The 14,362-nt window shown below is 46.6% G+C and carries 13 protein-coding genes; 9 read left to right on the plus strand and 4 right to left on the minus strand.

Annotated features, from left to right (window positions below; all coding sequences use genetic code 11):
• Window positions 1-70: 70 nt before the first annotated feature.
• A complete protein-coding gene (locus R3289_RS07345; RefSeq protein WP_318924875.1) occupies window positions 71-1,030 on the minus strand; it encodes a DUF4382 domain-containing protein in 960 nt (319 codons plus the stop codon).
• 181 nt (window positions 1,031-1,211) lie between these two features.
• A complete protein-coding gene (locus R3289_RS07350) occupies window positions 1,212-1,568 on the minus strand; it encodes a DsrE/DsrF/TusD sulfur relay family protein (protein WP_318924876.1) in 357 nt (118 codons plus the stop codon).
• A gap of 133 nt (window positions 1,569-1,701) precedes the next feature.
• On the opposite strand from R3289_RS07350, the gene R3289_RS07355 reads away from it, so the two are divergent.
• The 7 genes from R3289_RS07355 (at window position 1,702) to R3289_RS07385 (ending at window position 8,888) form a co-directional block, all read left to right on the plus strand.
• Window positions 1,702-2,493 carry a TOBE domain-containing protein gene (locus R3289_RS07355; RefSeq protein WP_318924877.1) on the plus strand — a complete coding sequence of 264 codons (792 nt, stop codon included), beginning with the start codon at window positions 1,702-1,704 and terminating at the stop codon, window positions 2,491-2,493.
• Between the two features lie 343 nt (window positions 2,494-2,836).
• Window positions 2,837-3,256, plus strand: coding sequence for a D-ribose pyranase (rbsD, locus tag R3289_RS07360; RefSeq protein WP_318924878.1), 420 nt, complete (start codon window positions 2,837-2,839; stop codon window positions 3,254-3,256).
• 35 nt (window positions 3,257-3,291) lie between these two features.
• Window positions 3,292-4,797, plus strand: coding sequence for a ribose ABC transporter ATP-binding protein RbsA (rbsA, locus tag R3289_RS07365; RefSeq protein ID WP_318924879.1), 1,506 nt, complete (start codon window positions 3,292-3,294; stop codon window positions 4,795-4,797).
• Entirely contained in the window at window positions 4,794-5,795 is a 1,002-nt protein-coding gene (gene rbsC, locus R3289_RS07370; protein ID WP_318924880.1) for a ribose ABC transporter permease, read from the plus strand. The genes rbsA and rbsC overlap by 4 nt, the downstream gene beginning before the upstream one ends.
• 84 nt (window positions 5,796-5,879) lie before the next feature.
• Window positions 5,880-6,758: a ribose ABC transporter substrate-binding protein RbsB gene (gene rbsB / locus R3289_RS07375; RefSeq protein ID WP_318924881.1), complete on the plus strand. Its 879-nt coding sequence runs from the start codon at window positions 5,880-5,882 to the stop codon at window positions 6,756-6,758.
• Window positions 6,759-6,890: 132 nt separating this feature from the next.
• A complete protein-coding gene (gene rbsK, locus R3289_RS07380; RefSeq protein WP_318924882.1) occupies window positions 6,891-7,811 on the plus strand; it encodes a ribokinase in 921 nt (306 codons plus the stop codon).
• Between the two features lie 72 nt (window positions 7,812-7,883).
• The gene (locus R3289_RS07385) at window positions 7,884-8,888 is read left to right on the plus strand and encodes a substrate-binding domain-containing protein (RefSeq protein WP_318924883.1); all 1,005 of its coding nucleotides are present in this window, start codon (window positions 7,884-7,886) and stop codon (window positions 8,886-8,888) included.
• 163 nt (window positions 8,889-9,051) lie between these two features.
• Here the strand turns inward: R3289_RS07385 and R3289_RS07390 are convergent, their stop codons facing one another.
• Complete coding sequence (locus R3289_RS07390) at window positions 9,052-10,962, minus strand: DEAD/DEAH box helicase (RefSeq protein ID WP_318924884.1); 1,911 nt, start codon at window positions 10,960-10,962, stop codon at window positions 9,052-9,054.
• Between the two features lie 267 nt (window positions 10,963-11,229).
• On the minus strand, window positions 11,230-11,553 hold the full coding sequence (locus R3289_RS07395; protein WP_318924885.1) for a hypothetical protein: 324 nt from the start codon (window positions 11,551-11,553) through the stop codon (window positions 11,230-11,232).
• 79 nt (window positions 11,554-11,632) lie between these two features.
• Between R3289_RS07395 and R3289_RS07400 the strand changes: the two genes are divergently transcribed.
• Window positions 11,633-13,651: an exoribonuclease II gene (locus tag R3289_RS07400; protein WP_318924886.1), complete on the plus strand. Its 2,019-nt coding sequence runs from the start codon at window positions 11,633-11,635 to the stop codon at window positions 13,649-13,651.
• A 146-nt stretch (window positions 13,652-13,797) separates the two neighbouring features.
• On the plus strand, window positions 13,798-14,340 hold the full coding sequence (locus tag R3289_RS07405; RefSeq protein WP_318924887.1) for a DUF1415 domain-containing protein: 543 nt from the start codon (window positions 13,798-13,800) through the stop codon (window positions 14,338-14,340).
• Window positions 14,341-14,362 lie beyond the last annotated feature (22 nt).

The following is a 14,362-nucleotide window of genomic DNA, read 5'->3' on the forward strand; positions in this document are numbered from 1 at the left end:
TATTCATCACTAATAACAAAACCCGCTGAATGCGGGTTTTGTTCATTTCAGGTGATCAAGTACTAGACGATCAGAATGACACTGTGACGCCTGTGATCGGTAAAATCACATCAGCAATGATTGGATCAGTAATACTGAGCGTATCGCCGCCTGCTTCTGAATCATCTTCGCTGCCGTTACAGACTAACGCTAAGTCATAGGAGCCCAACGGAACATAACCGACGGCAAATTGACCTTCTCCGGAGAGGGTATCAACCTCAACCGATGCGGATGTAAAGGGTTCAGAATCTGAGCCTAAATCACCATACACTTGCGTTGATCCCGGATAGATATAAACAAACGCATCATTAAGGTTACCGAGGCACGCCTCACTGCCCACGGTACCATCAATGTAGGCAACGCCTTCGTTGTTCACCAGACGTACACCACGAGGCTTCAGCTGATAGCCATTGGCATTTTCAACCATGCTCTTACGGAGATCAAACTCCAGGGTGTAAGCCTGAGTGGCATCAGCAGTGACATCAAAGCCATCGAGTTTCAGCTCCCCGCTTGCAACACCGAAACCAAGTTTGTCTTTAGTAAGCGTCTCCATCACATGAGAATACGGTGTGCCGTCGCTATAAGCATGATTGTTTTCTTCCAGTACCGATAATCTCAGCTGGGTATATTTACCGGCTGCCATCACTTCATTGCTGAGCACCTGCAGTGAATTACTCCCCTGATAAGCCATCAGGTTAATCACCATAAATTCAGGATTGCCAGTATCAGAGCCGGGAATAATCATTCCTGAAGGAATACACTCCGGTGAGCTTTGATCAGCAGCAAAAGAAGTGGTACCCCAGTTTGATTCGCCACCATCGGTATGGTGTACCGATATTTTATCAAATGCGACGCAAACCTGATCAAGACCATCTACCGTTGCATCAGAAAAGGCCAATGAAAACTTTCCGGTTCCACTCTCAGAAGAACCACCGCCGTCGCACCCGACCAGCACGAGACCGACAACCCCTGCAATTATTGTTTTTTTCATTGCTGCACCCTCAAAATTATTATGAACCAAACAATAGCGTGCTTAGCATTCTTATTGTAGTGCATGGCTCGAAGCTAGGGATATCCTGACAATCAATTGACATTGGAGCTGCAGCCTGGTGGCTATCAGTTGATTTATCAATCACATTTGTTGGCGTGGTACAGAAAGCTAGAACCTCACTTTAAAAGGTCAAGACTTTATCGGCATGCAGTGTCCACAACGAGAGATCATCCAATGTGGCAATTTCAGCTCCTTCAATCAGCGGCAATACAGATAAACCACGCGCATCCGTACAGGTTTTGCAAAGTTTCACTTCCGCTCCCTGGGCCACGAGAATTTCCAACATTTGCTGAATGTTATACCCCTCCGCAGGCATCTGCCTCATTAATGCGCAACTGACTGAGTCTGACATCAAAAAGATCTGCAACCGGACTTCCTGGTGCTCTTGTTCATTCAAATTAATCGCCAACCGTAACGCATTGAAGGTACGTTCAGAGCCGTAAGCCGCCTCATTTAAGATAAATAAAATATTTTGCATCGTCATTACTCGCTTGTTTGAAGGCTGAAAAACAATAAATGCTTTACACATACTAAGGTATACTTTATTGCAAAACAGAAGTTATATTTCTGATTTAGCTCTATTTTTATCAATTAAAGGTACAAACTCAGCAATGATGGACTTTGATGCGCTCTTAACCCTTTCAGAAAATAACAAAGTGTTTGCCAATCCTCGACGCGTGGCACTGCTCAAAGCGGTTCAGGATACGGGGTCGATAAGTCAGGGAGCCAAACAGGCCGGGATCAGTTATAAAGCCGCCTATGATGCGATCAAAGATATGAATAGTCGTGCTAAGGAACCTTTAGTGACCAGCGAAAAAGGCGGAAAAGGCGGAGGCGGTGCATCGCTCACCCACTTCGGTGAGCGTCTTATACAAATGTATGATCTGCTGGATAAAATCCAGGATATGGGGCTAAAAGCGTTAAACGATGACAATGTACCACTACATAGCCTGCTTGGTGTGATGAGTAAACTTTCATTACAAACCAGTGCCCGCAATCAGTTATTTGGCACCATTAGCCATATTGAGCGACATGAACTCCATGATCTGATTATTATTGCGTTAAACGACAACCAGCAAATTTCAGCGACAATTACTCATAGCAGTACCTTAAGACTGCAGCTTGAAATCGGCAAAGATGTCGTCGCGTTGATCAAAGGGCCGTCCGTTGTGGTCGTCAATGCAATGTCCTCTGAATTACCGTACGACAACCAGATAAAAGGCAAAATCAAAGCCATCAGTCGTGATAAGACGTCAACAGAAGTCACCGTCGCCCTTAACAAGGTGGATGAGCTGTGTGCGTTAGTTGATAATTCAACTTTGGCAGATACTAACTTGGCTACTGATGAGAACATCTATGCCTGCTTTCATTCTGCGCAAGTCATTATTGCGACAATGTGCTAGCGATTTCAAACAAGACTCCTTTTCTGTATTGCTATCCATATACTCCCCCCGCGATGCTCTTAATGATTAGATAATCAATAGAATTAGCACTGCTAGCGTCTCTCGCCGCGTTTTAATTGTGATCTACCCCTCCATTTATTCAGGCTAGGTATATCTTGGTCTGATCTCAATCACACTTTGTGATAATCCAGAGTGCAATCCATCACTTTACAAACTACATTTTAGCCATCGAAACGTTTGCGTAAACGATTCGATGGCATAAAACAGCCAATTGAGAGAGTAATATCTACGGTTGGCTACACTCAGAAAGCATCACCACCATGAATTATTAAAGGTGCTAACCATGAAAAAAAACGCCCTCATCAACGCCGAGCTGTCTTATGTTATCGCGACTCTGGGTCATACCGATGAAGTCACCATTTGCGACGCTGGATTACCGATCCCTGATGAGACACAACGTATCGATCTTGCATTAATCCCTGGCGTCCCTACTTTTATCGATACCGTCAAAGCTGTTCTAGGTGAAATGCAAATTGAAGGCGTTGTACTTGCAGAAGAGTTTGCACAAGTCAGCCCCGAATTACACCAAGCGCTGATTGCACTGATCCGCGAAGAAGAAACGTTATGCAATAAAAAAATCGCCGTTTCTTATATCAGCCACGAAGCATTCAAGGTACATACGCAAGACAGTAAGGCCGTCATTCGTACAGGTGAATGCACACCTTATGCGAACGTAATTTTCCAGTCAGGCGTTGTTTTTTAACCCCTCGATTTTCGGAATAATCGCAAGGAGCTGACATGAACCAGCCAATTTTAGAACTTAAAGGCATCGAAAAAGCATTCCCTGGCGTAAAAGCGTTAGACAACGCTTGCTTGAATGTTTATCCGGGTAAGGTCATGGCCTTGCTGGGTGAAAATGGTGCCGGTAAGTCCACCCTGATGAAATCATTAACGGGTATCTATGCCATGGATGCCGGTGAAATCCGCTATCAGGGTAAGCTCGTCAATTTTAATGGCCCGAGACACTCCCAGGAAGCGGGGATCAGTATTATTCATCAGGAATTAAACTTGATCCCTGAACTGACTATTGCTGAAAATATTTTCCTCGGCCGTGAAAAAACCAATGCGTTTGGTGGCATCAAGTGGTCAGAGATGTATCGTGAAGCCGATGCGCTTCTAAAACGCCTGAATGTGAAGCACCACTCACATCAGCTACTGGGTGAACTCAGCCTCGGCGAACAGCAGATGGTTGAAATTGCCAAAGCGCTGTCATTCAAGTCACAAGTCATCATCATGGATGAACCGACAGATGCTCTGACAGACACTGAAACTGAATCACTGTTTAAAGTCATCAACGAGCTTCGCGATGAAGGCTGCGGCATCGTTTATATTTCACACCGCCTGAAAGAAATCTTTGAGATCTGCGATGACATCACTGTGCTTCGAGATGGCAAGTTCATAGGTGAACGCCGGGTGGCTGATATTGATGAAGACGGGCTGATTGAAATGATGGTCGGCCGCCGCTTAGAAGAACAATACCCGCGCATAGACGTTACACACGGCACAACCTGTCTGGAAGTAAAAAACCTGTCAGGCTCAGGTGTTAACAGTGTGAGCTTCAAGCTTGATCGCGGTGAAATCCTCGGCGTATCCGGCCTGATGGGAGCGGGTCGAACTGAACTGATGAAGATTATTTATGGTGCCCTGCACCGTGACTCGGGGGATATCATCTTAGATGGCAAAGTCATTAATCCGCAGAGTCCGCAGGACGGATTGGCCAACGGCATTGCTTATATCTCAGAAGACCGCAAAGGCGATGGACTTGTCTTAGGGCTGTCAGTAAAAGAAAACATGTCGCTTTGTGCGTTAGAGCAGCTGTCAAAAGGTGTACAGATTAAACACTACGATGAAGTTACTGCAGTTGAAGACTTTATCCGTCTGTTCAATATCAAGACACCGACTCGCGATCAAATTATTGGTAACTTGTCGGGTGGTAATCAACAGAAAGTCGCCATTGCCAAAGGCCTGATGACCAGACCGAAAGTACTTATCCTTGATGAGCCGACACGCGGTGTCGATGTCGGTGCGAAAAAAGAAATTTACCAGCTGATCAACCAGTTCAAAGCCGATGGCATGAGCATCATTTTAGTGTCATCTGAAATGCCGGAAGTACTGGGGATGAGTGATCGCATTATAGTCATGCACGAAGGTCATATCAGTGGTGAATTTATGGCAGCCGATGCCGATCAGGAAAAACTAATGGCTTGCGCTGTTGGTAAAAAAATCAATGAGGTAGCAGCATGAGTGATAACGCTATGACCAATAATAAGCAATCTGCTGAAAAGCATGCTTTACACGCCAATAAGCTTTTTACTAAAGAATGGTTAATTGAACAAAAATCACTAATCGCTTTAATTCTGCTGATCGTGGTGGTCTCTTTTCTTAATCCTAATTTCTTCACTCTCGATAACCTGTTGAACATTCTCCGTCAGACGTCGGTGAATGCGATTATCGCAGTGGGTATGACGCTGGTTATCTTAACCGCGGGCATTGATTTGAGTGTCGGCTCTGTATTGGCTCTCTGCGGTGCCTTTGCAGCCACCATGATTGGACTGGAAATCCCGGCAATAGTCGCAGTACCGACGGCCCTGCTTGCCGGTGCGGCATTAGGTGCAATCAGTGGGGTGATCATCGCAAAAGGCAAAGTTCAGGCGTTCATTGCGACGCTGGTAACCATGACCTTATTGCGTGGTGTGACCATGGTGTACACTGACGGCCGCCCTATTTCAACCGGTTTTACAGACGTAGCAGATAGCTTCGCCTGGTTCGGTACCGGTTATGCGATGGGCATCCCGGTTCCAATCTGGCTGATGGTCATCGTATTCGCCTCTGTATGGTACCTGCTTAATCATACCCGCTTCGGTCGTTACATCTACGCCCTGGGCGGAAACGAATCGGCAACGCGCTTATCAGGCATCAACGTAGATCGCGTCAAGATTGGCGTCTACGCAATCTGCGGCCTGTTAGCAGCCCTTGCCGGCATCATCGTCACCTCTCGTCTTTCATCCGCTCAGCCTACTGCCGGTATGGGATACGAATTGGATGCGATTGCAGCTGTCGTGCTTGGCGGTACCAGCCTTGCCGGGGGCAAAGGTCGAATCATGGGCACTTTAATCGGTGCTCTGATCATCGGCTTCCTTAACAACGCACTAAACCTGTTAGATGTGTCTTCGTACTTCCAGATGATTGCAAAAGCAGTGGTCATTTTACTGGCAGTACTGGTAGAGACTAAAAAGAAGTAAACCCTAACCCTCTGTATACCGGGCATCAACGCAATTCCGCATTAATGCCCGAAAACCTGACCCGAAACATATAAGGAATATAGAATGAAAAAGTTAGCAACCCTTATCTCTGCTGCTGTTCTTTCGGCATCTTTCAGCACGACTGCTTCTGCACAAGACACAATGGCAATGGTTGTTTCTACGTTGAATAATCCATTCTTCGTTACCATGAAAGAAGGCGCTGAAGCGAAAGCAAAAGAGCTGGGCTACAACCTGATTGTTCTGGATTCTCAAAACGACCCGAGCAAAGAGCTTTCTAACGTAGAAGATCTGACTGTCCGCGGCGTTAAGGCAATTCTGATTAACCCTACCGATTCAGATGCGGTATCTAACGCTATTCGTATGGCAAACCGCTCGAACATCCCGGTACTGACGCTTGACCGTGGTGCAAGCCGTGGTGACGTGGTAAGCCATATTGCTTCTGACAATGTTGCTGGTGGTGAAATGGCCGGTAAATTCATCATGGAAAAAGTAGGCGAAAAAGCCCGTGTTATCCAGCTTGAAGGAATTGCCGGTACATCTGCAGCGCGTGAGCGTGGAAAGGGCTTCATGAACGCCGTTGAAAGCAGCGGTATGGAATTGCTTGCTAGTCAGCCGGCTGATTTCGACCGTACCAAAGGTCTGAACGTAATGGAAAACATGCTGGCTGCCAACCCAGACGTGGAAGCTGTATTCGCACAGAATGACGAAATGGCACTGGGTGCACTTCGCGCTGTCCAGGCTTCTGGTAAAGATGTTTTAATCGTTGGCTTTGACGGTACTGAAGACGGTATCGCAGCCGTTAAACGCGGTATTCTGGGCGCAACTATCGCACAACAACCCGATCTTATTGGTGCGCTGGGTGTGGAAACGGCTGACAAAGTGCTGAAAGGCGAATCAGTAGAGAAGTACATCCCGGTACAACTTAAAGTCATCACGAAATAAGACCTTTGGCGAGTTTCGAGAAGCTCGAAACTCGCCTCTCTTTACCTGAATCGAAAATCTATCGTTTAGCACTGTACTCGCAGTCCTAACCCATATATTTTGACCAACATTCATAATTAAAAAGGTTCGTTTATGAATAAGTTAGTTGTTCTAGGTAGCGTTAACGCCGACCATGTTCTTCAGGTTGCTTCTTTCCCTCGTCCGGGCGAAACGTTACACGGTCACAGTTATTGCGTCATTCCTGGTGGCAAAGGGGCTAATCAGGCGGTTGCGGCTGCACGTTTAGGGGCTGATATTGCGTTCATTGCCAGCGTTGGTGACGACAGCTTTGGCCACTCCATGCTTGAAACATTTGCCAACGAAGGCATCAATACCGAAGCGGTGATGATTGAAGAAAACATGCCGACCGGTATTGCAATGATTCAGGTCGCTGCTACTGGTGAAAACAGCATCTGTATTTCTGCCGAAGCCAACGGCTGCTTAACCCCGGCACGCATTAAGCCGCATCACAAGCTGATCGCTGATGCGGATACCCTGCTAATGCAGTTGGAAACGCCGATTGAAACAATCGAAGCAGCCGCGCAAGTTGCCAAGTCAGCGGGTACACAGGTGGTGCTAAATCCGGCCCCCGCTCAGCCATTATCTGATGACTTATTAAAACTTGTTGATATGATAACGCCCAATGAAACGGAAGCAGAGTTGCTGACCGGCATCAAAGTAACGGATATGGCATCAGCTCAGCAAGCAGCAGATGTGCTGCATGCAAAGGGTATTAAACTTGTTATGATCACGCTCGGAAGTCAGGGTGTATGGGTCAGCCAGAATGGGAATGGCCGGCAAGTAGAAGGCTTCCGGGTTGAAGCAACCGATACCACCGCTGCCGGTGATACATTTAACGGTGCTTTACTGACAGGCCTCCAGGAAGGCCGTAAACTGGATGAAGCTATTCGCTTCGCTCATGCCGCGGCTGCAATTTCAGTTACACGTATGGGGGCTCAAACCTCTATCCCACATCGCGCTGAAGTTAAACGCTTTCTCATTGAGCATAGCTAATATAATCTGATTTGCAGTTTACTTGCTCCATGCAGGTAAACTGCAAACAGAACAAGGATCAGGGAGAAATTGATGGCGACTATCAAAGACGTTGCAAAACATGCTGGCGTTTCTACCTCAACTGTCAGCCACGTGCTCAACAAAACGCGTTTTGTCAGTGAAGATATTTCACAGCGCGTTCTGGCAGCGGTCGAAACACTGAATTACGCCCCTTCAGCCCTAGCTCGTAGTTTGAAAGTCAACCACACCCGAACTTTTGGCATGCTGGTCACTACGTCAACCAATCCATTCTTTGGTGAGGTTGTCAAAGGTGTTGAACGCCGTTGCTATGAACATGGCTATAATTTGATCCTGTGCAATACCGAAGGCGATCTGGAACGAATGCATTCCAACCTCGACACCTTGCTGCAAAAGCGTGTCGATGGCCTGCTATTGATGTGTAGCGAAGTAGAAGGCCAGGCCTTTGATCTCTTTTCTCGTCACCAGCCCGTTCCGACCGTCGTCATGGATTGGGGGCCTATGGACTTTCCAAGCGATAAAATTCAGGACAATTCCCACCACGGCGGCTATCTGGCTACCCGTCATTTAATCGCTAAAGGGCATAAAGAAATTGGCTGCCTGACAGGCCCGCTAGACAAGCTCACGGCGCAGCAGCGTTTATCCGGTTTTATTCAGGCGATGGAAGAGTCAGGCCTGACGATTAATAAAAACTGGATTGCTTCAGGCAATTTCGAATGTGAAGGCGGTGAAAAAGCATTTGAACAGCTTTATTCAAAAGGCCCGCTTCCGTCTGCACTGTTTGTCTGTAATGACATGATGGCAATGGGCGTTATTAATACTGCCAGTAAAAAAGGCATGTCGGTACCCGATGATATTTCTATTGTCGGATATGACGATATCAAACTAGCGAAATATATTACGCCTTCACTCACCACAATCCACCAGCCTAAACACCGGTTGGGCCAACAAGCAGTAGATACCTTGTTAGATAAAATTAAAACCAAGCGTGTATCAAATCAGGTCATTCAACTCGAACCCACCTTGGTTGAACGTGACAGTGTGAAGGCTGTAAACTGAAAATATGATGCCCTAAATAACAGAAGCTCGCGATGCGGGCTTTTTTTACACTTGTACTCAAACTGCCGGACAAAGATCGAATTGGATCGGGTCATTACAGGCGTAAAAAAGCCGGGCATTAAGCCCGGCTTTCAGATAACAATAATTTAATTATGCGTTACTGCTATGCTTCACTGCCTGTACGGCGAGGACGGTCGCTGTTACCGTGATTACGTTCACCACGATGGCTGCCACGGCTATCTCCGCCACGGTTGCGATCGAAACGACGACCACCAGTACCACCTTCACGATTACCTTCGCGGTTACCGCGGTAACCACCACGATTGGCGGCACGAGGACTATGCTCGCGCAGCACTTCGCCTTCAACAACAACAGCCTTCGCTTCGTTCTGACGGATGCGCAGTTTCTTAAGCTGAGCAGCAACTTCTGCTGTCATTTTCTTAGGAAGCTGAACATAAGTGTGGCTAGGTGCAAGTTTAATAGCACCAATAAATTCTTTAGTCAGGCCAAGTTCGTTAGCGATAGCGCCAACAATATCTTTAACCTGAACGCCTTGCTCACGGCCAACTTGAAGCTGGTAAGTATCCCAGTCAGCATTGTTGTATGAACGACGCTCACCGCGTTCACCACCACGCTCACCACCACGCTCACCACCACGTTCGCCACCACGACTGCCACGGTCACCGCGATCATCATTGCCACGACGCTCACGACGTTGTTGTTCACGCTCGATAGCAGCGATCATTGGGTCCGGACCTTTGTAGAACAGAGGACGGTTACCCTGCTGGCGCTGAAGAAGCATTGCAGCAAGTGTTGCAGCATCAACGTCAATCGTTTCTTGTAGCTTGCCAACTAGCTCAACAAAAGCTTCAAGCGTTGCTTGTTCTTTCTGTGTTTCTAGCTCTTGACCAAGACGAGTCAAGCGCGCTGCCGCAACAGCGTCACGGTTAGGAAGCTGGATTTCATCCATGCGAGACTTAGTGACACGCTCAATAGTACGAAGCATACGGATCTGGTTGGTACGAACCAACAGGATCGCCTTACCAGAGCGGCCAGCACGGCCAGTACGACCGATACGGTGGATGTAAGATTCTACATCGAACGGGATATCGTAGTTGAATACGTGTGTAATACGAGCTACATCAAGACCACGAGCAACAACGTCAGTTGCAACTAGTACGTCGATAACGCCACGTTTGATGTGATCAACAGTACGCTCACGAAGAGACTGAGGAATATCACCGTGTAGTGCTGCAGCTTTGCAACCACGAGAAGATAACCAGTCAGCCAGACGCTCAGTGTCCTGACGAGTACGAACGAATACGATTGACGCATCGATGTCCTTTTCAGTCTCGAGCATACGAATCATTGCTTCGTCTTTCTCTACACCTTTAACGACCCAGAACTGCTGCTCAACTTGAGATACAGTACGGTTTTCGCCAGCAACGTCAATACGCGATGGGTTACGTAGGAAACGGTCGACAATTTGCTTAACGATTGGAGGCATAGTTGCCGAGAACAATACGCGCTGTGCCGATGAAGGAGCTTGCTCCATGATCCAAGTAACGTCGTCAACGAAACCCATTTTCAGCATTTCATCAGCTTCATCCAGTACAAACGTACTAACTTCATCAAGGTGCAGACGATCACGTGAAATAAGGTCTTTAACACGACCTGGAGTACCAACAACAATGTGAGCACCATTTTTCAGTGCACGCATTTGATCCACGATAGAAGCACCACCGTAGATCTCTAAAACTTTAAGTCCCTTGATATTCTGACCAAGAACTTTGATTTCTGCAGCAACCTGTATCGCCAGCTCACGTGTCGGAGCCATAACAATAGCCTGAGGCTTATGCTGAGAAAGATCTACTTTGTTCAGTACAGGTAGTGAAAACGCAGCCGTTTTACCAGTACCAGTCTGTGCCTTACCAAGTGCATCTGCACCAGTAAGTAGTAGAGGAATAGACGCCGCCTGGATAGGGGTAGGCGTAACGAAGCCCATTGAGTCAAGTGCGGAAAGTAGTGTGTCGGCCAGATCTAACTGGCGAAATTCTGTAACAGATTCTAGCATTGGGATCCCAATAAATAATCTAACGTAAAACGGGGCCCCTTCTGCTTTAAGAGTTCTGCAACAGCAACCACAAGCATGGGCCTCGACGATTAAGAGGCGCGCATTGTGCGCCATTACTCGATAAAATGCCAGAAAAAATTGAAGGCTGTCACAAAAAAACGTTCAAGCTGCTACTTCTTGAGCAATCAGTGTGTCGGTTAAGCACTTTATGCCCTAAACCTTGGCCATTTTGCCACTATCCCATTGAATAACCAGCCCTCTCCCGCTTTATTTAGCCAAATATAGCGCTTTATCTGCAATTGAAATTAATTTCTTTCGATGATTATCACCATTCCACATCACAATCATCGCGATCCAACCGATACGGGCTGATTGGTTCCATGAATAGAGGCAAGAGGCGTCTTTATTTGAGCGCACATTCTTTTTGTCGCTGAGAGCTTTATTAGCTTCCAGAACGAAATGGGGCTGGTAGCTGCTTTTAAGAATGTGACCTTTTATCCTTGAGATCACGCCACACGCTATCTCTGCCCCCTTCCGCTTCCACTGCGAACAATAAGAGTTAAAATCGATCCGGCGGTAACTGTGGTCCAAAAATATCCCTTGCCAAAATCTTGGTTTTACAGCCCCAAATCCGTATAGTGTCTAGGTTCACAATCTGAGACCAGGCATAATGTTTCAAGATAATCCGCTGCTAGCACAGCTTAAAAAACAAATTCAAGAGACACTTCCGAAGAAGGAAGGTAACGTCAAAGCAACTGACCGTGGTTTTGGCTTTCTAGAAACAGACAATAAAGAAAGCTTTTTCATCCCTCCTCTTTATATGAAGAATGTCATGCACGGTGACCGTGTTGTTGCCGTTATTCGTACAGAAAAAGAGCGAGAAGTTGCAGAGCCTCAGGAACTGGTGGAGCAAAACCTGACACGTTTTATCGGCCGAGTTAAATTGATCCGCGATCGTCTGCACGTCATCCCTGATCATCCTCACCTAAAAGATGCCATTAATGCGCGTCCGGTGAAGGGGCTTAATCCTGAGAGTCTAAAAGAAAGTGACTGGGTTGTTGCTAACCTGAATAGTCACCCACTTGGCGACAATAAACACTCGAACAAAAACAAAACGTTCTTCTGTGAAATCAAAGAAAAAATCACAGACAGCAACGATAAAATTGCACCATGGTGGGTAACGCTTGCCCGTCATGAACTGCCTAACGCCGAACCTGCACCACAAGAAAGCTGGAGCATGTTGGACGAAGGCTTAGAACGTCAGGACTTAACCGATCTTCCATTTATTACTATCGATGGTGAATCAACCAAAGATATGGATGACGCCCTTTACACGGTTAAAAAAGACGATGGCAGCTTTGAGATCACCATTGCGATTGCTGATCCAACCTCTTACATTGCTGTTGGCGATAAGATGGACGATGAAGCCCGTCAACGTGGTTTTACTATCTACTTGCCAGGCCGCAACATCCCAATGTTGCCACGCGAGTTAAGTGATGAACTTTGCTCATTGATCGAGAATGAAAAACGTCCGGTTATTTGTTGTCGAGTGAGCATTGATAAAGACGGTGTAATTCAAGACGATATCACATTCTTTGCTGCATGGATTCGGTCACAGGCACGATTGGCCTATGACAACGTTTCTGACCTGATTGAAAACGGTCAATGTGACAACTGGATACCAAACGACGTTATCGCGGCACAAATCGATGCGCTGCATGGCTTTGCCAATGCGCGTAGTGAGTGGCGTACTAAGACTGCTGTTGTCTTTCCGGATCGTCCCGATTACCGTTTTGAGCTCAGTGAAGATAACGATGTTGTCGCGATTCATACGGATCTTCGTCGTACAGCCAACCGTATGATTGAAGAAGCCATGATCACCGCCAATATCTGTGCTGGTCGTGTACTTAAAGAAAAATTTGGTACCGGTGTATTCAACTACCACAACGGTTTTCATCCAGAGAAACTGGATACTGCGATGAACTTCCTAACCGAAGCCGAAGCGCCATTTGAAAAAGACCAGCTTACTACGCTGGAAGGCTTCAGTGCCCTGCGTCGCTGGTTAAATGATCTGGACTCAACATACCTGGATAACCGCCTACGTAAATTCCAGGCCTATAGTGAAGTTGGCAACCAACCTTCCCCGCACTATGCAATGGGGCTTGATGTCTACGCAACCTGGACCTCACCAATCCGTAAGTACGGCGATATGATCAACCACCGTCTGCTTAAAGCGCTTATTTCAGGTAATGAACCGACGCAAAAACCAGATGATAGCGTTGGTGAAGAAATTGCCAACCACCGCCGCAGCCATCGTATGGCAGAGCGGAATGTCGCGGATTGGCTGTATGTTCGTCTGTTGAAAAATTCAGTCAAAGAAGAAACCATCTTCAACGCTGAAATCTTCGATATAAACCGTGCCGGTATACGCATTCGCTTACTTGAGATTGGTGCTTCGGCCTTCATCCCCGCTTCGCTTATCGTGGATAACAAGCAGCGTATCGTGTGTAATAGTGAATTAGGTACCGTCACTATCGATACGGTAAAAGAATACCAGCTTGGTGATACGTTTGAAGTTACATTAGCTGAGGTTCGTGCCGCGACTCGTCAGCTTGTTGCTAAACCGGTTCAACAGTTCCCGGCTCCAGCTGAAGCAGCAGAAAAAAAGACTGAAAAAGAAGACGCATAAGCGGTAGCTTCTATAATTCGGTACAAAGGGTCAGTCTCGTACTGACCCTTTTTCTATCCAAAATACTGCGCACAGCGCGTATCTTGAAGTCGTATTCCGATAGCAATACTATAAAATCATTAAAATAACGATAAGAGTCAGTCGTCATGTCGCAAGTCAAAAAAGATGTTCAACAATGGTTAGAAGATGTGGTCATTGGGCTTAACTTATGCCCTTTTGCAGCAAAGCCTAACCGTAACAAGCAGATAAAAATTCAGGTGTGTGAAGAAAGCTCAGAGGAGGTACTGCTTGAAGCTATCTATCAAGAGCTGATGTTGCTCGATCAAACCCCTGCAGTAGAATTAGAAACCACACTCGTTGTTGCACCCAACTTGTTTGAGAAATTTGATGACTACAACCAATTCCTTGATTTGGTTGAAGGGCTGCTGATCCAACTACGAAGAGATGGGGTTTATCAGATTGCCAGCTTCCACCCTGACTATTGTTTCTACGGCGCTGCGCCTGACGATGCCGAAAACCTGACCAACCGCTCGCCATATCCTATTTTCCATCTAATTCGTGAAGAAAGTATGGAAAATGTATTAAGGCACTATCCGGATCCGGAAGCGATCCCTGAACGCAATATCGCGTGTGTTCAGAACCTGACGGTAGAACAAAAACGAAAATTGTTTCCCTATCTTATAAAGTAATTCCATATACTGAAGATATACA

The sequence above is a fragment of the Photobacterium sp. genome (genome assembly GCF_033720175.1).
Taxonomy (GTDB): Bacteria; Pseudomonadota; Gammaproteobacteria; order Enterobacterales; family Vibrionaceae; genus Photobacterium.

Excerpts from the sequence above, each read along its gene's own strand:
- rbsA (WP_318924879.1), top strand. The coding sequence starts at position 3,292 with ATGAACCAGCCAATTTTAGAACTTAAAGGCATCGAAAAAGCATTCCCT.
- R3289_RS07345 (WP_318924875.1), bottom strand. The coding sequence starts at position 1,030 with ATGAAAAAAACAATAATTGCAGGGGTTGTCGGTCTCGTGCTGGTCGGG.
- rbsB (WP_318924881.1), top strand. The coding sequence starts at position 5,880 with ATGAAAAAGTTAGCAACCCTTATCTCTGCTGCTGTTCTTTCGGCATCT.
- rbsD (WP_318924878.1), top strand. The coding sequence starts at position 2,837 with ATGAAAAAAAACGCCCTCATCAACGCCGAGCTGTCTTATGTTATCGCG.
- R3289_RS07390 (WP_318924884.1), bottom strand. The coding sequence starts at position 10,962 with ATGCTAGAATCTGTTACAGAATTTCGCCAGTTAGATCTGGCCGACACA.
- R3289_RS07400 (WP_318924886.1), top strand. The coding sequence starts at position 11,633 with ATGTTTCAAGATAATCCGCTGCTAGCACAGCTTAAAAAACAAATTCAA.
- R3289_RS07355 (WP_318924877.1), top strand. The coding sequence starts at position 1,702 with ATGATGGACTTTGATGCGCTCTTAACCCTTTCAGAAAATAACAAAGTG.
- rbsK (WP_318924882.1), top strand. The coding sequence starts at position 6,891 with ATGAATAAGTTAGTTGTTCTAGGTAGCGTTAACGCCGACCATGTTCTT.
- R3289_RS07350 (WP_318924876.1), bottom strand. The coding sequence starts at position 1,568 with ATGCAAAATATTTTATTTATCTTAAATGAGGCGGCTTACGGCTCTGAA.
- R3289_RS07385 (WP_318924883.1), top strand. The coding sequence starts at position 7,884 with ATGGCGACTATCAAAGACGTTGCAAAACATGCTGGCGTTTCTACCTCA.
- rbsC (WP_318924880.1), top strand. The coding sequence starts at position 4,794 with ATGAGTGATAACGCTATGACCAATAATAAGCAATCTGCTGAAAAGCAT.
- R3289_RS07405 (WP_318924887.1), top strand. The coding sequence starts at position 13,798 with ATGTCGCAAGTCAAAAAAGATGTTCAACAATGGTTAGAAGATGTGGTC.